Origin of the sequence: Flavobacterium hydatis (assembly GCF_000737695.1) — a bacterium.
Lineage (GTDB): Bacteria > Bacteroidota > Bacteroidia > Flavobacteriales > Flavobacteriaceae > Flavobacterium > Flavobacterium hydatis.
This window is the reverse complement of record NZ_JPRM01000028.1, coordinates 1-20,565: the sequence shown is the minus strand read 5'-3', so window position 1 is coordinate 20,565 and position 20,565 is coordinate 1. Positions and strand designations below refer to the sequence as shown.

The 20,565-nt window shown below is 32.4% G+C and carries 21 protein-coding genes; 16 read left to right on the top strand and 5 right to left on the bottom strand.

Going from position 1 to position 20,565, the window contains the following annotated elements; genetic code table 11:
- Positions 1-45: 45 nt before the first annotated feature.
- The 15 genes from IW20_RS17155 to IW20_RS17085 all read left to right on the top strand — a co-directional run bounded on the left by IW20_RS17155 (position 46) and on the right by IW20_RS17085 (position 14,995).
- Positions 46-807: a Rossmann-like and DUF2520 domain-containing protein gene (locus IW20_RS17155; RefSeq protein ID WP_035625078.1), complete on the top strand. Its 762-nt coding sequence runs from the start codon at positions 46-48 to the stop codon at positions 805-807.
- Positions 791-1,318, top strand: a complete 528-nt coding sequence (locus IW20_RS17150) for a KdsC family phosphatase (RefSeq protein ID WP_035625076.1) — start codon at positions 791-793, stop codon at positions 1,316-1,318. The genes IW20_RS17155 and IW20_RS17150 overlap by 17 nt, the downstream gene beginning before the upstream one ends.
- A 282-nt stretch (positions 1,319-1,600) precedes the next feature.
- The gene (locus IW20_RS17145) at positions 1,601-2,527 is read left to right on the top strand and encodes a geranylgeranylglycerol-phosphate geranylgeranyltransferase (RefSeq protein ID WP_081912505.1); all 927 of its coding nucleotides are present in this window, start codon (positions 1,601-1,603) and stop codon (positions 2,525-2,527) included.
- Positions 2,520-3,104, top strand: a complete 585-nt coding sequence (locus IW20_RS17140; RefSeq protein ID WP_035625071.1) for a Maf-like protein — start codon at positions 2,520-2,522, stop codon at positions 3,102-3,104. Before IW20_RS17145 ends, IW20_RS17140 begins: the two co-directional genes overlap by 8 nt.
- 11 nt (positions 3,105-3,115) lie before the next feature.
- Positions 3,116-3,649 (top strand): mechanosensitive ion channel domain-containing protein, encoded by a 534-nt coding sequence (locus IW20_RS17135; protein ID WP_035625067.1) that lies wholly within the window; start codon positions 3,116-3,118, stop codon positions 3,647-3,649.
- A 203-nt stretch (positions 3,650-3,852) separates the two neighbouring features.
- Entirely contained in the window at positions 3,853-4,950 is a 1,098-nt protein-coding gene (locus IW20_RS17130; RefSeq protein ID WP_035625065.1) for an AI-2E family transporter, read from the top strand.
- Between the two features lie 160 nt (positions 4,951-5,110).
- Entirely contained in the window at positions 5,111-6,823 is a 1,713-nt protein-coding gene (locus IW20_RS17125) for a BamA/TamA family outer membrane protein (protein ID WP_240478506.1), read from the top strand.
- Positions 6,824-7,047: 224 nt separating this feature from the next.
- The gene (locus IW20_RS17120) at positions 7,048-7,557 is read left to right on the top strand and encodes a hypothetical protein (RefSeq protein WP_035625063.1); all 510 of its coding nucleotides are present in this window, start codon (positions 7,048-7,050) and stop codon (positions 7,555-7,557) included.
- A 150-nt stretch (positions 7,558-7,707) separates the two neighbouring features.
- A complete protein-coding gene (locus IW20_RS17115) occupies positions 7,708-10,239 on the top strand; it encodes a PIG-L family deacetylase (RefSeq protein WP_035625061.1) in 2,532 nt (843 codons plus the stop codon).
- Positions 10,240-10,360: 121 nt separating this feature from the next.
- Positions 10,361-12,085 carry a sodium:solute symporter gene (locus tag IW20_RS17110; RefSeq protein ID WP_035625059.1) on the top strand — a complete coding sequence of 575 codons (1,725 nt, stop codon included), beginning with the start codon at positions 10,361-10,363 and terminating at the stop codon, positions 12,083-12,085.
- Positions 12,086-12,390: 305 nt separating this feature from the next.
- A complete protein-coding gene (locus IW20_RS17105) occupies positions 12,391-12,861 on the top strand; it encodes a hypothetical protein (RefSeq protein WP_035625058.1) in 471 nt (156 codons plus the stop codon).
- A gap of 85 nt (positions 12,862-12,946) precedes the next feature.
- Complete coding sequence (locus IW20_RS17100) at positions 12,947-13,270, top strand: hypothetical protein (RefSeq protein WP_035625056.1); 324 nt, start codon at positions 12,947-12,949, stop codon at positions 13,268-13,270.
- Between the two features lie 29 nt (positions 13,271-13,299).
- Positions 13,300-13,896 carry a hypothetical protein gene (locus IW20_RS17095; protein WP_035625054.1) on the top strand — a complete coding sequence of 199 codons (597 nt, stop codon included), beginning with the start codon at positions 13,300-13,302 and terminating at the stop codon, positions 13,894-13,896.
- A gap of 16 nt (positions 13,897-13,912) precedes the next feature.
- Positions 13,913-14,479 carry a Crp/Fnr family transcriptional regulator gene (locus IW20_RS17090; protein ID WP_035625202.1) on the top strand — a complete coding sequence of 189 codons (567 nt, stop codon included), beginning with the start codon at positions 13,913-13,915 and terminating at the stop codon, positions 14,477-14,479.
- Between the two features lie 60 nt (positions 14,480-14,539).
- Positions 14,540-14,995 (top strand): DoxX family protein, encoded by a 456-nt coding sequence (locus tag IW20_RS17085; RefSeq protein WP_035625052.1) that lies wholly within the window; start codon positions 14,540-14,542, stop codon positions 14,993-14,995.
- A gap of 169 nt (positions 14,996-15,164) precedes the next feature.
- Here IW20_RS17085 and IW20_RS17080 read toward each other — a convergent pair whose 3' ends face one another.
- The 5 genes from IW20_RS17080 to IW20_RS17060 form a co-directional block, all read right to left on the bottom strand.
- Positions 15,165-16,010, bottom strand: a complete 846-nt coding sequence (locus IW20_RS17080; protein WP_035625050.1) for a DUF2911 domain-containing protein — start codon at positions 16,008-16,010, stop codon at positions 15,165-15,167.
- Between the two features lie 61 nt (positions 16,011-16,071).
- On the bottom strand, positions 16,072-16,740 hold the full coding sequence (locus IW20_RS17075; RefSeq protein WP_035625048.1) for an HAD family hydrolase: 669 nt from the start codon (positions 16,738-16,740) through the stop codon (positions 16,072-16,074).
- Positions 16,741-17,000: 260 nt separating this feature from the next.
- The gene (locus IW20_RS17070) at positions 17,001-17,714 is read right to left on the bottom strand and encodes a tRNA threonylcarbamoyladenosine dehydratase (RefSeq protein WP_035625046.1); all 714 of its coding nucleotides are present in this window, start codon (positions 17,712-17,714) and stop codon (positions 17,001-17,003) included.
- A 35-nt stretch (positions 17,715-17,749) separates the two neighbouring features.
- Entirely contained in the window at positions 17,750-18,412 is a 663-nt protein-coding gene (locus IW20_RS17065) for a TatD family hydrolase (protein WP_035625045.1), read from the bottom strand.
- On the bottom strand, positions 18,412-19,014 hold the full coding sequence (locus tag IW20_RS17060) for a DUF1684 domain-containing protein (RefSeq protein ID WP_035625043.1): 603 nt from the start codon (positions 19,012-19,014) through the stop codon (positions 18,412-18,414). The genes IW20_RS17065 and IW20_RS17060 overlap by 1 nt, the downstream gene beginning before the upstream one ends.
- A gap of 95 nt (positions 19,015-19,109) precedes the next feature.
- Here IW20_RS17060 and IW20_RS17055 point away from each other — a divergent pair, with 95 nt between their 5' ends.
- A complete protein-coding gene (locus tag IW20_RS17055; protein ID WP_035625040.1) occupies positions 19,110-20,330 on the top strand; it encodes an MDR family MFS transporter in 1,221 nt (406 codons plus the stop codon).
- Positions 20,331-20,565 lie beyond the last annotated feature (235 nt).

Sequence of the window (20,565 nt, the reverse complement as noted above, 5' to 3'; positions counted from 1 at the left end):
ACAAAAGCAATCCTGATTTAAAAAAAATAATGCTAATTTTGCATTATGATTAAAATAACGCTAATTGGCTCGGGAAATGTGTCCCAACATTTAATAAATGCTTTCGCAAAAAGTAAAGCGATTGAACTTATTCAGGTGTATTCCAGAACAAAAAAAGTGATATCTCCTCTACTCGATTCTAGCAAAATCGTAACTGATTTTGCGCTTTTAAAAGAAGCCGATTTGTATATTATTGCCGTTTCTGATGATGCTATCTCGACGGTTTCGGAACAATTGCCTTTTAAAAATAAATTGGTTGCCCATACATCTGGAACTGCTCCAATACAAGCAATTAATGTAAAAAACCGAAGTGGGGTATTTTATCCTTTACAGACATTTACAAAGAATAAAGAAGTCGATTTTAAAGAGATTCCGCTTTGTTTGGAAGCCGAAAACAGAACTGATTATTTGGTACTCGAAAAACTTGCCAAAATCATTTCGAATGCGGTATATCCGATCAATTCTGACCAACGAAAAGCGTTGCACGTTGCGGCAGTTTTTGTAAATAATTTCACCAATCATTTATACCAAATCGGACAGGAAATTTGCACAGAACATAACGTTTCTTTTGAAATATTAAAGCCTTTAATAGCCGAAACAGCTAGCAAAATCAATTCGCTTTCTCCTATTGATGCTCAAACTGGACCTGCAAAACGAAATGATGAAACAACAATTAAGGCTCATTTGAGTTATTTATCTGATGAAAATCAAAAAAACATATATACATTACTAACAAAATCTATACAAAATAATGGCAAAAAGTTATAAAGAAATAATGAACGACATCACTACTTTTATTTTTGATGTTGACGGAGTACTTACTGATAGTTCGGTTTTTGTAACCAATGAAGGAGAAATTCTTCGTACGATGAATATTCGTGATGGTTATGCTATGAAAGCAGCTGTAGAAAGTGGGTATAACGTATGTATTATTTCTGGCGGAAGCAATGAAGGCGTTCGTGTACGTTTACGTAATCTTGGAATCACCGATATTCATTTAGGAACTCCGGATAAGGTTGAAACTTTTAAAGAATACACTGAATTATATAATATTAATCCTGAGCAAGTATTGTACATGGGTGATGATATCCCTGATTACCATGTAATGAAATTAGTAGGTTTGCCTACTTGCCCGCAAGATGCAAGCCCAGAAATAAAAACAATTTGTCGCTATATCTCGCACGTAAAAGGCGGAAAAGGTTCTGCACGTGATGTAATCGAGCAAGTTATGAAAGTACAAGGAAAATGGATGGAGCATTTTAACGGAAAACACGATTAGAGTCTAGTATTCAGTAACAGTGTTCAGTATCAATCTGTAGTGTCTGTATTACACATTAAGAATTAAGTTTTATATTATAGACTTTGCAATAAAACAATGTAGTATATAATCTATAGTTGTGATTTATGTAGTATATAACCTAAATACCCGTGATTTAGACAATATTGTAACCTTTGAATCTCTTATAAAGACGCACTGCGGTGCGCCTCTACAAAAAAACTTTGAACCTTTGTTACTTAGAACCTTAGTACCTCAAAAGAAACCTTAGTCCTTTTAAAAAAAATGAAATTCCTCAAACTCATTCGCTACCAAAACCTACTGATGCTTGCATTTATGCAAATACTATTTCGTTATGGTTTCTTAAAATTGCAAAATATACCATTGGCATTAGCCGATTGGCAATATGGCTTATTGGTTTTAAGCACTGTTTTAATCGCTGCTGCTGGATATGTTATTAATAATATTTTTGATCAGGAAACCGACTTAATTAATAAACCAAGCGATGTTATAGTGGGTAAAAGCGTTTCTGAAACCGCTGCTTATAATATATATGTTGCTCTTAATATTACAGGAGTTGCAATTGGGTTTTATTTATCTAATGTAATTATGAGACCTGGTTTTGCAACCATTTTTATCCTAATTGCAGCTACACTTTACTTTTACTCTACTACTCTAAAACAAATCATGGTTTTAGGCAATATTGCTGTTGCCTTAGTATTGTCTTTTAGTGTTATAATAATTGGAGTTTTTGATATTTTTCCTGCTACCGATGTGGATAACAGAGCACAAATGGCGAGTATGTTCTCTATTCTTTTAGATTATGCTGTATTTGCTTTTATAATTAATTTTATACGCGAAATTGTAAAAGATATCGAAGATGTAAATGGTGATTATAATCAAGGAATGAAAACATTACCTATAGCAATTGGCACAAGCCGAACTGCAAAAGTTGTCTTTGCTCTTGCAATTATACCCGTGGTTTTATTACTAATTTATATCAATAATTATTTTGTAGCTCATAATCTGTATATCGCTACATTATATGCGTTTGTATTTGTGCTGGCGCCACTTTTTTACTTTATAGCAAAAATAATCACTGCCAAAACAAACAAAGAGTTTCATCATTTGAGCTCCGTTTTAAAATGGATTCTATTCTTCGGGATTCTGTCTATTTTAATTATTAATCTTAATATTAAATACAATGCTTAAGCAAAAATTAGAAAAATATACCTTGATACTGGCTTCAGGTTCTCCTAGACGTCAGCAATTTTTTAAAGACCTCGATTTAGATTTCGAAATTCGATTAAAAGATGTCGAGGAAATATTTCCACCTGAATTAAAAGGAAGTCAAATTACCGATTATCTAGCCGAGCTTAAAGCTGCAGCATTTGAAGGTGAATTAAAGCAAAACGAAATCCTGATTACAAGCGACACAATTGTTTGGCATAATGATAAAGCTTTGGGTAAACCAAAAGACGAAGAAGATGCATTTAATATATTAAAATCATTATCGAATACAACTCACGATGTAATTACTTCGGTTTGTTTTAAGACCAATGAAAAATCGGTTGTAATAAATGAAACCACAAAGGTTACCTTTACAGTATTGACCGATGAAGCTATTTTATATTATCTTAAAAATTACAAACCATACGATAAAGCAGGCGCATACGGTATTCAGGAATGGATTGGTTTTGTAGGAGTTGCAAAAGTAGAAGGCTCTTACACCAATGTTATGGGACTTCCTACACACAGAGTTTATGAATATTTAAGTACCTTAGATTAAAATATAAAATTATGACTGCTTTTTTTACCGATTATGCCAAAGAAATACTTGCAACAGGAATCCTTATTGTAATAACGGCTGCGGTAAGAATTACTATTACCCAACTGGTGCGACGATATGCTAAAAAGGAACATTTCTTAGAGCATCGAACCAATCTGATAATCAAGTACATTCATTTACTAACCAATATCTTGTTTATAATAGGTTTATTTGTGGTTTGGGGTGTCAAAACTGAGGATATTTTCCTTACTGTATCTTCTATAGCGACCGTTATTGGTGTAGCAATGTTTGCACAATGGTCTATATTAAGTAATATCACGTCAGGAATTATTTTGTTTTTCTCCTTTCCGTTTAAAATTGGAGATTCGATAAAAATTCATGACAAAGATTTCCCTATCGAAGCCGAAATCGAAGACATAAATGCTTTTCACGTAAGTTTAAAAACTAAAGAAGGAGAAAAAATTATCTATCCTAATAATTTGCTTCTGCAAAAGGGAATCTCGATTATACCTGCTCAATTTGAAGACAAAGAGTTTTTTGATTAAAAAGCCCAACCATATAAGTCATTTAAGCGAAACGTTTGAAAACTTATATTTACTTAAATAACTTATATGGTTGTATATTTTATGGGAATTTTATAAGTCAGTCTTAAAAAAGTAAAACGTAAAAAGACAAATAAAGTGTAACATTTGTTTAACTTAGCTTTCATTAGTAGTAATAAAAGCTTTTTAATCTAAACAAATCAGTTATGGAATCAATTAAATTGCCTTTTTATGTAAAACTTGTCTGCGTTTTAATAAGTATAATTTGTATTGCTTTTATATTTGTTATCGGTAAAGACATCATAACATCAGTACTATTAGCCTTTTTGTTTTCGGTATTATTACTACCTTTATTTTCATTGCTGCATATAAAGCTACGCTTTCCACATTTTTTGGCATCTATAGTTACAGTTCTTATTTTTGTACTTATAATAATAGGGATACTCACATTTATCTCCTATCAAATTAGTGATATAGCCAATGACTTTTCTATAATTAAGAAAAATGCAATTGCTGTTTTTAATGATTTGCAAAATTTTATAAAAGCAAATTTTAATATTAGCAGTGGCGAACAAAAAAAATATATTGAAAACGTTACTTCAGATTCTGTAAAAAATGGAGGAGAAAAGCTAGGAACAGCGTTAGGATCTCTTTCGGATGTTCTTTTGGATTGTACTATAATACCAATTTTTATCTTTTTGTTTCTTTTATATAAAAAACATTTTACCCTTTTTCTGGCTAAATTGTTTAAGAAAGAATATCATAATAAGCTAAAAGAAATCCTAACACAGATAAAAGTATCGATAAACAATTATATTGTAGGTCTTATTATAGAAATGCTTGTAGTGGCAGTATTAACAAGCTTAGGTCTTTATATTATTGGGGTAAAATATTTTGTTTTGCTAGGTCTTATTACCGGAATTTTAAACATGATTCCGTACATAGGAATTTTTATTGCAGGCGTATTAACCGTTTTGGCATCGCTTACAGGGACTCCCGAAATTTCAATAATACTAGGAATCCTTATAGTAAATATAATTGTTCAGTTAATAGATAATAACGTACTTGTACCATTAATTATAAATACCAAGGTCGAAATAAATGCACTATTCTCCATAATCGGTATAATTGTCGGTGGTGGAGTTGCAGGGATATCAGGAATGTTTCTGGCAATACCATTGCTAGCCATTCTTAAAATAATTTTTGACAGAATTGAGTCTTTAGAACCATGGGGATATTTAATAGGTAATGATTTGCCGAAAAAATTTAACTGGAAAATAAAAAAAGTAAAATTAAAAGAATAGAATGTCGTTTTATAAACTATCTAAAATGAATTCATAAAAATTACCCGCCTTGATAATAAAATTATTTCAATATAAAACATATCTATTACTCATCATAGTATGTTTTTGCTATACTAGTTCTTTTTCTCAGGTAAATAAGCCGAAAAAAGATAGTACTGAAATGTATTCAAAAATTAAGTCATACACCCAAAAACACAAATTCACCAATTTTTTTCATCGTTATATTTTTAGATCTACACGCCCGAAAAAAAATAATGAACTAATTCAGAAAGTAGACACAACAAATTACGATGGAAAAATTATACGTAAGATTACCATTGTAACTCTAGATCCATTTGGATATTCTGAAAGTGACTCGACGGTTACACCTAGAAATTGGGGCGAAAGAACCGGAAATAGACTTCATCTAAAAACAAAGCAATTCACAATTCGCAATTTGTTATTATTTAAAAAGAACACGCCTTATGATGCTTACAAAATACAGGAATCTGAACGTATTATCCGATCCCAAAAATATATAAATACCGTAAGTATTAGAGGAGAATTACCTAATGTACAATCCGACTCGGTAGATGTTACAATTCGAGTTTTGGACTCTTGGAGTTATATTCCTAAATTTTCTATTTCTAGCACTCAGGTAGGTATAGGATTAAAGGATAAAAACTTCTTCGGGACAGGTCAGCAATTAGAGTATAAATTTACAAACCGTTTTAGCGATGGAAAAAATGCCAATGATTTTACCTATACCGTTCCTAATATTAAAAATACCTTTATTAATGTAACTGCAAAGTATAATAACGATTTAGATAACAATTACAACAAAAGCATTAACATAGAACGCCCTTTCTTCTCCCCTTTAACAAGATGGGCAGGCGGAGTATATATTGGTCAGCAATTTAGAAGAGACTCCCTGCAAGGACCAGATCTAAAATACTCCTTTCAGAATTTTAAATACAACTCGCAAGATGCATGGTTAGGAAAAGCATTCCCTATTTTTAAAGAAAAAGAGAGAAAAACCAACTTAATTGTATCGGGCCGTATCTTAAATGTAGATTATATAGAAAGTCCCGAACCAGAATATGACCCTGTAGGCTTTTATTCGGACGAAAAATTAATGCTTACCGGAATCGGAATCAATACCCGAGAGTTTGTCAAAGACAATTATATATTTAGAAATGGGGCTACCGAGGATGTTGCCACAGGAAGAATCTTTGGGATAACAGCAGGATATCAATACAAAAACACCCTTTGGCGTCCTTATTTAGGAGCTCAGGCATCATTTGGGGATTATCATAAATGGGGATTTTTTAGTGCCGATTTTGAATTCGGAACTTTCTTTCATCAATCTAAAACATACCAAAGCGCATTTGCCTTTGAAGCCAACTATTTTACAAATCTTATGAAAATAGGAAACTGGAAACTAAGACAGTTTATAAAACCAGCCTTGGTTATTGGTGCTAATCGGGAAGATATTGTTGCTGATCAGCTCAATATAAATGGAAATAATGGCCTGCAAGGTTTTAACAGCCCAATATATGGCACTAGCAAGATGGTATTGTCACTACAAACCCAAAGTTATGCTCCACATTCACTGGTTGGATTTCGTGTGAATCCCTTTTTTAATTACACAGTTGCCGTATTAGGAAATCCTGATAGTGCAATGCTAAGAAACAAAGCTTACTCTAAAATAACTCTGGGATTATTAATCAGTAATGACTATTTGGTTTTTAGCTCCTTTCAGCTATCTATTTCTTACTACCCGACAATTCCTTACGAAGGCGATAATGTTTTTAAAACAAATACATTTGAAACTACCGATTTTGGATTACAAAGTTTTGAATTAGCCAAACCAAAATTAGTCGAGTATAGATAGATACAGAATATTCCCTCATTTTATTTTCTTTTTCAGAAAAAAGCAAAAAATAAAAACCAAGCTAACTCTTTATATATCAGCTATTTTATTTTTAATTTATCAAATTTTGTCTTTTTTTGGTATTTTAAAAACTTTTTGTGGCACAACTTTTGGATTTCACAAATCAGATATCGAAATAATAAAATATTCCAATATCAAAATAAGAATCCAAAACCCCAGAAAAAATGAAAACACTAAAATTAATTACTTTCGGAATATTTCTATTTATTTCAAGTACGATGCATTCACAAGTTTCGGTAAACGTAAACATAGGCTCACCACCGCAATGGGGTCCAGTTGGATATGCTGAAACTGAATATTATTATTTGCCAGACGTTGAAGCTTATTATGACGTACGTGCCACACAATTTATTTATTTTGGTGGAGGAAGATGGATTCGATCAACTCGTTTGCCAAGACAATACAGAAACTATGACTTGTACGGAGGATATAAAGTAGTTTTAAATGATTATCACGGTAGAACTCCTTACACTTATTTTGACAGACACAGAGTTCAGTATTGCAAAGGATATCGTGGTAAACCGCAAAGAACATACGGTTACTACAAAAAAGACCGTAACGATTATTACAAAAAAGACAAACATAATCGTTATGACAGACATGACCGTGATGATGACCACGACGACGACGACGATCATGATAGAGGACGTGGTCATGGACACGGAAGACATTAATCAATATTTCGCAATTAAACGAGAGCGCCAAGATATGGCGCTCTCGTTTTTTTTAACAAATACTTTAACATCTTTACATGTCATTAACAATTACCAGTTTCTATTATTACTATTTTTGAAAACAATCTTAAAAAATTAAATAATTCTCAGATGCACCGACTCCTCCTAAAGATTATTCTTTTAATTCTTATTAGCTTACAAGCTGCTTTTGCTCAAAAACCACAAAAACCAAATTCGGTTGAAATTTACAATCAGATAAAAAAAGTAAATTTCTTGGGCTCGGTACTTTATATAGCTGCACATCCAGACGATGAAAACACAAGATTAATTTCTTATTTATCGAATGAAGTAAATGCAAGAACAGGTTATTTATCTTTAACCCGAGGCGATGGTGGACAAAATTTAATAGGACCGCAATTAAGAGAATTATTAGGAGTAATTAGAACACAAGAACTTATTGAAGCTAGAAAAGTAGATGGTGGCGAACAATTTTTCTCCCGTGCCAATGACTTTGGTTACTCAAAAACACCAGACGAAACACTAACACTTTGGGATAAACAAAAAGTTCTTGCCGATATCATCTGGACCGTTCGTAAATTTCAGCCTGATGTAATCATAAATCGTTTTGATCATCGTACACCAGGTACAACCCACGGGCATCATACCTCATCGGCAATGCTAAGCGTTGAGAGTTTTAACTTAGCTAATAATCCTGACATATATCCTGAACAATTAAAATACGTAACACCTTGGCAACCTAAACGTCAATACTTTAATACCTCATGGTGGTTTTATGGTAGTCAGGAAAAATTTGAAGCAGCCAATAAAGCTAAATTTACAACATTAAAAACTGGGGTTTATTATCCCGGAATAGGAAAATCTAATCAGGAAATTGCTGCTTTAAGCCGCAGTCGCCATCAATCGCAAGGATTCGGAACTACAGGAAGCCGTGGTGATGATACCGAATATCTGGAACTTATTAATGGAGATGCGCCAAAAGATCCAACTAATATTTTTGATGGAATCGATACCACCTGGAACCGTATTAAAGGCGGAAAACCTATTGGAGAATTAATAAATACAATCATAACACAATACAATTTTAATAATCCATCGGCAAGCATACCCGATTTGGTAAAAGCCTACACAATGATTCAGGCACTAAACGAAAATCATTGGAAAATTTTAAAATCTGAAGAAATCAAAAAAATAATCGCAGCTTGTTCTGGTTTGTATCTAGAAGCAGTTGCGCAACAACAAGAAACTACACAAGGAAGTGCTGTAAACCTTAAACTAGAAGCTATTAATCGTGCATCGATTCCTATGCAATTAGTAAGCGTAACAACATTACCTGACCAAAAAACAACATCTCAAAACATTGATTTAACCAATAATAAGAATCAGAAAATCAGTTTAACGATCCAGCTACCAACCACAATTCCTTACACACAACCTTATTGGTTAACCGAAAAAGCAACCGTAGGAATGTATACCGTTTCTAATCAGGAAAACATAGGAGTTCCAGATATTATTCGCGATGTAAAAGTTATTTTTAATATCAAGGTAAACAATGTCGAAATCCCGTTTGAGCGCACTGTAGTTTATAAATATAACGACGATGTAAAAGGCGAAATGTATGATTTCCTAGATATTGTTCCAGAAGTTACAACCACAATTCTAGAAAAAGTATTGCTATTTAAAGATACCCAAACCAAAACAGTTGCTGTAAAAATAAAAGCGGGAAAAGATGCTGTAAGCGGTAATTTACAATTAGAATTACCTAAAAGCTGGATAATTTCTCCAAAACAAATACCATTTACCTTAGCAAAAAAAGGAATGGAACAAACCGTTTATTTTGAAGTTACACCACCCGTAAACCCAGAAAATGCAACCGTAAAAAGCGTTGCAATTGTAGGCAATAAACGTTACGATAAAGACCAAACCATCATTGACTACAGTCATATAACCAAACAACAAGTTTTATCCCCATCTGAGGCCAAATGCATCCGATTTGATTTAAAAACAACAGGAGATTCAATCGCCTACATCATGGGTGCGGGCGACGAAGTACCTAACAGTCTGGCACAAATGGGCTATAAAGTAACCATCTTAAAACCCGAAGAAATTACGCCAACAAGACTAGATAATTTTGATGTAGTAATAACAGGAGTACGTGCCTACAATACCATTCAGGCACTTGCTAATAAACAAGTAGTACTATTTGATTTTGTTAAAAACGGAAAAACAATGATAGTACAATACAATACGTCGGGAGATTTAGTAACCGATACTATTGCGCCATATCCTCTAAAAATTTCAACAGACAGAGTAACCGAAGAAAATGCCGAAGTTACATTTCTAGCACCAAATCATGCGGTTTTAAGTACACCTAATAAAATTACTTCCAAAGATTTTGAAGGCTGGAAACAAGAACAAGGATTATATTATCCTAGCGAATACGATAAAGCCTTTACTCCTATCCTATCTTCACATGACAAAGGAGAATCGGCTAAAAAGGGCGCATTATTAGTCGCCCCATACGGAAAAGGATATTATATTTACACCGGTTTAAGCTTCTTCAGAGAATTACCCGAAGGAGTTCCAGGAGCATATCGATTATTATCGAATATAATTTCATTAAAACAACCAGTACAAATTCCAAATAAAGAAATTAAGAATTAAAAGCTTTTATATGGCAACGAAAAAAATAAAAACATGGAAAAAAAGCTACACCTATGTACTTGTAGCCAACGCCATTTATATTCTGATTTTTTATTTAATAATGTATTTATACTCATAACATATGCAACTATTTGATTGGATTGTACTCATAGTTACACTTTTATTTATTGTTGGTTACGGCTCATGGAAAACCAAAGGAAGTAAGAATGTCGAAGATTTCATTCTAGGCAATAACGAAACCCCTTGGTACACCGTAGGACTTTCGGTAATGGCAACACAAGCAAGCGCCATTACATTTTTATCAACACCAGGACAAGCGTATCATGACGGGATGGGCTTTGTACAATTCTATTTTGGATTACCAATTGCCATGATAGTTATTTGCATGACCTTTATCCCTTTATATCATAAATTCAAAGTATTTACAGCTTACGAATTCCTAGAAAAACGATTCGATTTAAAAACCCGTTCCCTTGCAGCAATACTATTCCTGGTACAACGAGGTTTAGGAACAGGACTTACCATTTATGCACCAGCAATTATCCTATCGGCACTTTTAGGGTGGAATCTTACCCTAATGAATGTTATGATTGGATTACTCGTAATAATTTACACCTTCTCTGGCGGAACAAAAGCAGTAAACGTAACCCAAAAACAACAAATGTTTGTAATCATGTCAGGAATGTTCATTACATTTTTCCTGATATTACATTACCTGCCAAACGATATGACGTTTACCAATGCCATGCATATTGCTGGAGCAAATGATAAAATGAATATCGTAGATTTCTCATTTAACCCAGAAGAAAAATACACTTTTTGGAGCGGAATCACAGGAGGATTCTTTCTTGCTCTTGCCTATTTCGGAACCGACCAATCGCAAGTAGGACGCTACTTATCGGGTAAATCTGTAAAAGAAAGCCAAATGGGATTAATCATGAACGGACTTTTAAAAGTTCCTATGCAATTTTTTATTCTACTAACCGGAATAATGGTATTTGTATTCTTTCAGTTCAATCCAGTTCCTTTAAATTTTAACCCAAACAACAAAGTCATAATAGAGAAATCGGCGTATAAAAACGAATATCATACACTCGAGAAAAAACTTGCCGACCTCTCCGAAGATAAAAAGGTAATAAACCTATTATACATCGATCAGTTAAATCAGGATTACGACAACCCAATTCTACGCAAAGAATTGGTAACCTTATCTAATAAAGAAAGAGATTTACGCGAGCGCGCCAAAGAAATCATTATAAAAGCCGACAGTAATAGCGAAACCAACGATAAAGATTATGTGTTCTTCCACTTTATCCTGCACTATTTACCAAAAGGATTAATAGGGTTATTACTGGCAGTAATTCTTTCGGCAGCTATGTCATCTACCGCTTCGGGGCTAAATGCATTAGCATCGACAACAGCAATCGATATTTACAAACGTAACCTTAAAACCGAAAAATCAGACAAGCATTATTTATATGCAACCAAATTTTTCACCCTATTCTGGGGAATCATCGCCATACTTTTTGCTTGTATAGGAACCCTTTTCGAGAATTTAATACAATTAGTAAACATAATCGGATCGATATTTTACGGAACCGTTTTAGGGATATTCCTAGTCGGATTTTATATCAAACACGTACAGTCCAAAGCCGTTTTTTATAGCGCACTTATAAGCCAGATAACCATATTTATAATCTTTTATTACACTATATGGATTTACCCAAGCGGACAAGAAAAGCTAGGATATTTATGGCTCAATTTTATCGGAGCAATACTTACCATATTCCTGTCCTTGTTAATGCAACTTACAATCTTTAGAAAACAAAAAGCCATAGCAGCTTAACATAAAACCCATTGTCAAAAAATGCTGTAAGACCTTAGTTTTGCAGCATTTTTTTTAGGAGCTATTTCCTGCTGTACACTATATCTTTTATGGCAATTATGATAACGTCGAGATGCCATAAAAGGATGCCGTTCCCATCAGGGCTAAAAACCAAAAATCATACTTCATTCCATTTACCCAACTTCCATCATAGAAAAATACCTTATAATATCATTCCTATAATTTATTCGGGTCGTTATCAAACCATCTTAAACATATTTTTACTTCAACCATACAAGTAACCAACTGTATATAAAGTTATTATTATGAAAATAGAAAAAAAGGTAACCAAATTACTGACACAAAAATACACTTCAGAAATTGCTGTTTTTTCTAGTAATAGAGATATCAAGCGCAAATGTATCCTCGATACCGATAACGGTACTTTATTTACTGTATCAGATAATACCGTATTCTGTTATAGAGATAAAGACAAAAATCATTGGGTAACAGTTCCTAAATCTTTCATTATCAATGAAACCGTACATTATCCAGTAGTTGGAGATGAGTTTACACTAAATAATGGAGTAAAATATTATTTTACTACCAAAGAAGCAATTATAGCAATCGCAACAATTTATTTCGAAAATTTTGTAGACATAAACTACGGAATAAAAAAGAAATTCAGTTACCTAATTTTCCTAGACGAAAGCTGCACAAACAAATATTATGCAGAATTCAAGCGCTTTAAATCAAAGTCACATGCCAGAATAGAAGCTTATTTGTCATATAATTAAACAACTATTTTGATTACACTACAAAGTCCCCTAACTTCGTAACGACTACGATGCACTAAATAAGTAAGTCCCAAATAATTAATCGATGGAAAAAAAGACAACATCAGAAAGAAAATTGTTCTTTATTTCTGCAATAATAGGAATCCTGTTTTCATTTCCTTTAACTGGGTTCATTTATGGATTTACTGTTTGTAAAGATTGTGGAGAAGGAATAACTGGATTCTTTGGCAGAATATTTATTGGTCTTATAGAAGCAGTTCTTACTACAATTACACTAGGTAATCCATGGGATAATGAAGGCGGAACAACAAGTACCAATCTTAGATTTTATGTATTCTTAACAGCTTTAATTATCACTTTAGTACTTTTTTTTATTCTAAAAAAGAAACGAGAAGTAAGCATCGAGTAGATTAAACTTTATTTTGACCCAACAAAAGCATGAGAAATTCAATATATTTAATAATCTGTGTAATCCTATTTTCTTGTAATAAAAAAGATAATTTAAAAGATGCTAATTCGCTTAAAACAGCAAATCAGTATTTAATTGAATATTACAAAACAAAAAATCAAAAGTATTTAGAAAAGAGCTATAAGTCATTAAATGAAAGTGAACTCTATAAAGAAAAAGGTATTACTAAAGACAACAAAGAACTGGTCTTGCCCTTATTAATGTACTTGAAAAAATATGACGAAATAGATGCATTATTGCAAAAGGATACTTTACTCGATAAATACCAAAAAGAAATTACCCTAAATTTGGTTAAATCTTTAATTCATCAAAAAGACCAAAAGCTTTCTAAAAAGTATATCTATAAAAACATCGATTTAATTCAAAATAAAATTACAAGTACTCCTAATGATTCCTTACTTTATACGCAATATTTTATCATGAAACTGTATCTTAATGGTAGAGATAAAACATTAAAGGAAATTGATAGCATGGAAACTAAAAATCCTAAATATACAAAGGCCTTTTATGAATACATTTTACGTGATTTAATAGAAGAATATCCCAAAGAACTTTTATATGAATAAAAAATATCTAAGTACAATGAACGGAATAAGAAAACATCTAGAGAGATTTGTAACCTTAACAGACCATGACTGGGAAATATTTTCATCTAAACTTATAAAAAGGGAATTTTCTAAAAAATCAATTTTACTAAAAGTTGGTCAAAATGAAAAATATTTATCGTTTATAGAACAAGGAATTGTGCGGTTTTATATTCCAACCGAATTAAATGACATAACTTTTGGCTTTGCTTTCGATAATAATTTTGTGAGTGCCTATGACTTTTTTTTAACACAAGAACCTTCCAATTATCAGTTAGAAACCATTACAAATACTATCCTTTGGAGTTTGAATTATGATGATTTACAAGAAATATACGCCAAAACAGATGTTGGAAATAAAATCGGAAGGCTCGCAAGCGAAGATCTTTTTCTAAAAAAATCAAAGCGAGAATTATCATTATTAACAGAATCTGCAGAAAGGCGATATTTAAATTTATTTAAAGAGCAACCACATCTCTTAAAACTCATACCCCTTAAATATATTGCTTCATATATTGGCATAACACCACAGGCTTTAAGTAGAATACGAAAACGAATTTCTTAACTTGGGTTCATTGTGCGGAGTTTGTTTTAGGACGAACTTTGTAATATAAAATCAAAAGATATGAAACCACTACTTATTTTACTTTCCGTTTTCTTACTATCAAATATTGCCATAAAACTACTAACTCAAAAATATGACTTAATAGTTTCTGCTAGAATTGCGATGTTTGTAATGCTTTGTTTTACGGCAATTAGCCATTTTGTTTTTACAAAAGGCATGACAATGATGATCCCTTCGATTATACCATTCAAAATCGAATTGGTATATGTAACAGCTTTAATCGAAATTATACTGGGAATTGGGCTATTAATACCTAATTATAGCGTTAACGCTGCATGGATACTAATTGTATTCTTTCTTATTTTACTACCTGCTAATATTTATGCAGCTATAAATCACATTGATTTTCAAAAAGGCACTTTAAATGGAAACGGAATATCTTATTTATGGTTCAGAGTTCCGCTGCAAATATTCTTTATAGCTTGGACCTATTTATGTGCAATAAAAATTTGGTAAAATTATAGGCTTACTCCTCACTCACTCTTCGAAGTCTCCCTACTTCGAAGCATCAACAATAGCAAAAAAGTTTAAGAATTTTAAGCGAGCTTCATTCAGAACAAGACATAAAAAATCCCATTTCGAACATTTTCCGAAATGGGATTTTTTAATTAAATAGAATAAATTATTATTTACTCCACTCTGTAATACTGTCTTTATTCATTTTTACATAATCCTGGTTTTTAGCAGCTTCAGAAGCAGCAAGTGAAACTTTAGCAGTTTCGATAGCTCCTTTTTTGTCTCCTTGTTTCGCTTGGATTAAAGATTTAAGTCTGTAGAAATAGAACGGTTTATCAGCGCTTAATTCTAAAGCTTTGTCAACATATTCTCTTGCTTTAGCGATATCGCCTCCTTTAGTTTGAAAAAAGTATTGCGCAGCGTTAAAATAATCATTTGATGTTGGTCCAGCCAATACTCTCTTAATACTTTCTGAAGCTATTTTATCTGTAGGAACCTCAAATCTTACCGATACAGAAGAGTTCTCCCATGCAATATCGATAGTTCCAGAATTAGGATCTAAATTATTAATACCGATAGTAAATGTTTCAACAGCTTTGTTTAAAGCCTCTTCTTTTACGGTAGTTTTTAAAGCTACATCAGCCTCACTCCAATTTTCTGGCAATCCCCAGTTATCAGTTTTAGAGTAAAAGATAACATCCCAGCTTTCAATTCTTGGAATAGTAAAAATAGCATATTTACCTTTTTTCAATGTTTTACCGTCTATTACAACATCATCACTAAATGATATTACTGTATTTTCGTTAGCACCCGTTCTCCATAATTTACCAAACGGTACCAAATTTCCAAATACTGCTCTTCCTCTAGCACCAGGTCTAGAGTAAACCACTTCTACATCTGTCAAACCAACAATTTGGTTTACAACAGCTTTAGGGCTCGACTGAGGTGTTTTCATTTGCGCTTCTGCAACAAATGGAGCAATAACAATTGCTAAGGCAATAAGTACTTTTTTCATTTATATATAGTTTTTTTATTTCCTCAAAATTACGAATTCAATTAATTTAAATTGTTAATAATTACCTAATGATAGACTGAATTTTTTCTATTTTTTCAAAATTCAATTCATCAAAATGATTTATAACAATATCAGCATCAGATAAATCTTGCATTTTAGAATGTTCGCTATTATATCCCACACAATATATCCCTGCACCTTTTGCTGCTTTTACTCCATTTGTACTGTCTTCAATAATAATACACTCTTCTTTTGGAGCTTTAGACAACGATGCAGCATGCAGAAAAATCGCTGGATTAGGCTTCGATTGAGGGAAATCTTCTCCACTAACAATGTCAGTAAAATATTGATGCAAATTAAAACGAGTAAAAACACGCTCAATAGTAACTTTAGAAGCCGACGAAGCCAAAATCAATTGCATTCCGTTAGCAAATAAATCTTTAATTAAATCCTCAACACCATCTAGCAAGTATAAATCTTCCTTAGTATCAAAAGCATCATTAAAAATGGTTCTTTTTCTCTGAATCAAATCTTCTACCTCTTGCTCAATCACAAAAGTCTCTTTCAGTCTCTGAAACGTATTTCGAGTCGAAAACCCTGTAAACGAAGCATAAACCTCATCGGTTACATCAATATTTAATTCGGCAAATTGTTTGTGATATGCATAATAATGTACGGGTTCTGTATCTACAATTACACCGTCCATATCAAAAATTACTGTTTTAATCATTTTTTTCTTTTTAAAGGTACTAAGGTTCTTTTTAAGGCTCTAAGGTACTAAGTAACAAAGGTGCAAAGGTTTTCTGTAGAGGCGCACCGCAGCGCGTCTTTATACTTTCAAAATTGTTTTATATTATAAAAATACTTTATATTTAGATTATATACTACATATAGGTTATATACTACACTTATTCGTAATACATAAAGTCTATAATGAACAACTTAATACTTAATACTTAATACTTAATACTTAATACTTAATACTTAATACTATTTCTTTAGCAAATAACGAATCACTGTTTCGGCAGCATATAAACCAAATAATCCTGGCATATAACTGTTTGTACCATAAAATGATTTTTTGAAATTAGATCCATCGGTCATTTTTAAACTTGATTCATCTTGAATTTCTGAAGAGAAAACCACCTTTAGTTTATCAATTTTAACCTCTTTTAATCTTCTGCGAATTGTTTTAGAAAAATAGCAATTTATAGTATTCGAAATATCAGTTACTTTTACTTTTGCAGCTTCCATTTTTCCACCAGCTCCCATGCTGCTTATGATTTTTACACGTTTGCGTTTGGCAGCAATAATCAAATTTAGTTTTGGAGTTACACTATCAATGCAATCCAAAACATAATCAAACTCTTCTGTAACAATCTCAAAAGCACGCTCCGGCGAAAGAAACTCCTGAACACGGATTAATTTTAATTCCGGATTAATATCCATCAAGCGATCCCCTACAATTGTAACTTTAGGTTGCCCAACAGTCGAATGCAAAGCTGGTAATTGCCTGTTTATATTTGTAATATCTACTACATCACCATCTACAATTGTCATTGTTCCTACTCCTGCTCTTGCCAAAAACTCTGCTGCAAAAGATCCTACTCCTCCTAATCCTACTACAAGAACGTGTGAATTTTTAAGATTATCTAATCCTTCTTTTTTAAATAATAATTCGGCTCTTTCCGTCCACTCTGCCATATATTTCTTTGTTTAAAGTTTAATGTTATTGAAGTTTAAAAATCCAATTTTTGTTTATTAAATACAGTTGCAAAATTACTTGATATTATCTCTTGTAATTCTTCAATCGTTATGTTTTTATATTTTGCTGCCAAGGCATACACCGTTTCTATCGGTTCATCGATAGTATCTGTTTCTAAAAAAAAACGATTATTAGGAATGCTTTTAAAAACATATTCTAAATCAGGGTTCTTGATTAAATATTTTCCAAAAGAAATATAAAATCCATTATCTATAAGTTGTTTTGCTACTTGCTGATTTTTAGAAAAACCATGAATAATCATAGGAACAGTAATTCCTAGTTTTTTCTTTAAAGCAATTACTTCCTGAAACGCTGCTACGCAATGAATCACGACAGGTTTCTGATGCTTTTCAGCCAAAAGTAATTGTCTTTCAAAAACTGATTCCTGCAATCCAAACAAAACTTCTGTTCGTTTGTCCAAACCACATTCGCCAACGGCAAGACAATTATCGAAAGCTAGTTTTTTATCTATAATTTCCAATTCAGCTTCAATCTTTTCCTCTATAATATACCAAGGATGAATCCCGATAGAATAAAACGGAATAGTTTCGTCAAATTCATTAGGATACTGATTTACTAAATCCAGAACATCTGGATGATTGGCTGATTTATGTGTATGGAAATTAAAAAATTGCATTAATCGTGAAACTTTTTAACACCAGCTTCGATCGCAACATTCAAATCATTCTCTAAAGGCACAATCGGACAAGAATATTTGTGATTATACGCGCAATACGGGTTATATGCCTGATTAAAATCGATTACAATAGTATTTCCTTTCGAAATTTTTAAATCGATATATCTTCCTCCTATATAAGTCTCTTTTCCTGAAGTTAAATCAGAGAATGGAAGGAATAAATAATCTTTATATTCTTCTTTTTTAGAAAGATCGATGTTGCGATATACATTTAATTGCAAGTCAACTCCATCAATCGTAAAATATACAGTTCCGTATTTTATATACATTGGCTTTCTGGCTGTAGAAGTTTTCATCTCAAAAGGCTTCTCTTTTTTGGCTTTCACAAATTTAGCCACAACAGCATATTTTTCGTTTATTGGATAAAAATCTAATGTCTTGAATGTTTGCAAATCTTCTGGCAATAACGGACTCGTCTTTGCATCTGCATATTCTCCATTAATTGTCTTTTGGAAATTTTCGGCAGCAGCACGATCAAATTTTTCTTGGGCAATACCAAAATTTAATGCCAAAAGGGTCAAAAATAGAATTAGGTTTTTCATCTTATAAATTTTAGCAAAAATAGTTTAAAAGTAACAAAGCAACAAAGTCTGTAAGTTACAAAGTTTTATAACTTTGCACATATAACCCATTTATAATGCTAATCAACGCCTTTCAACAGTATATAAACAATTTTAGAGGATTCTCCAGAGAGATTTGGATTCTTACACTTGTTACATTTATAAATCGCGCAGGAACGATGGTTCTGCCCTTTTTATCAAAATATTTAAAAGAAGATCTTCAGTTTACATACAACGAAGTGGGTTGGATTATGGTATCATTTGGTCTAGGATCTATGTTGGGTTCCTGGCTTGGCGGCAAACTATCTGACAAAATAGGCTTTTACAAAATAATGGTATTTAGCTTATTTACCAGCGGTGTCTCCCTATTCTTTTTGCAATACATAACCACTTTCTGGGCATTGTGTTTTGCTATGTTTACTATAATGATCATTGCCGATATGTTTCGTCCAGCAATGTATGTTTCGCTAAGTGCTTATGCCAAACCCGAAAATAGAACCCGTGCTCTAACATTAGTACGTCTTGCAGTAAATCTTGGTTTTGCTGCTGGCCCTGCATTAGGAGGGTTAATTATTATGGGAATTGGTTATCAAGGGTTATTTTGGGTCGATGGTGCTTCTTGTATTCTTTCGATTACAATCTTTGCATTATTAGTAAAAGAAAAGAAAAAACCAGTTCATGATAGTAGTCATGATATTGTAAGCGAGCCTAAATCGGTATTTACAGACAAGATATTCTGGGTATTTTTATTTGTGAGTTTTGCAACTGCAATAATTTTCTTTCAGCTATTTACAACTTTACCGCTATATCACAAGGAAAAATTTGACTTAACCGAATTTCAAACCGGATTATTAATGACCTTAAATGGACTTATGATATTTTCACTCGAAATGTCGATTGTGAGCTATTTTGAACGAAATGCCTTCCGTAAAATAAAAATTATTATTTACGGTACCTTATTAATGGCTTTAAGTTTCTACCTATTATTGATTAATGTTTGGGCAGGAGTTCTTGTATTTGCAATGATTATAGTTTCTCTTGGCGAGATATTAGCCTTCCCTTTCTCTAATGCTTTTGCCTTAAGCAGAGCGCCTCGTGGTCAAGAAGGGCGATATATGGCTTTATATACTATGAGTTTTAGCTTGGCACATATTATTAGTTCCAAACTAGGTTTCGAATTCATTTCCCGATTAGGGTACCAGTACAATTGGTTCATAATGGGAACTATTGGATTAACCGCAACCGCATGTTGCCTTTGGATTCAGAAAGAATTACAAAAAGAAAACAGCATTTTATAAAGAAATCAAAACCTCTTCTTAAAGCAAAATAAACTCACCCGCTAAGTAAGTCTATTTTAACGCATAGAAACATAGATTTTATACTATCCAAAAAAGGCATTTCACTTATTTTAAATGCACAAAGCTAGCTATGCGGAAGAAATGTATTTCTTTTTGCATTCTTTATTATACATAAAATCTATGTTTCTATGCGTTATTTTTTTTTTACACAAAACAAAATAAATCCCTGTAAAAC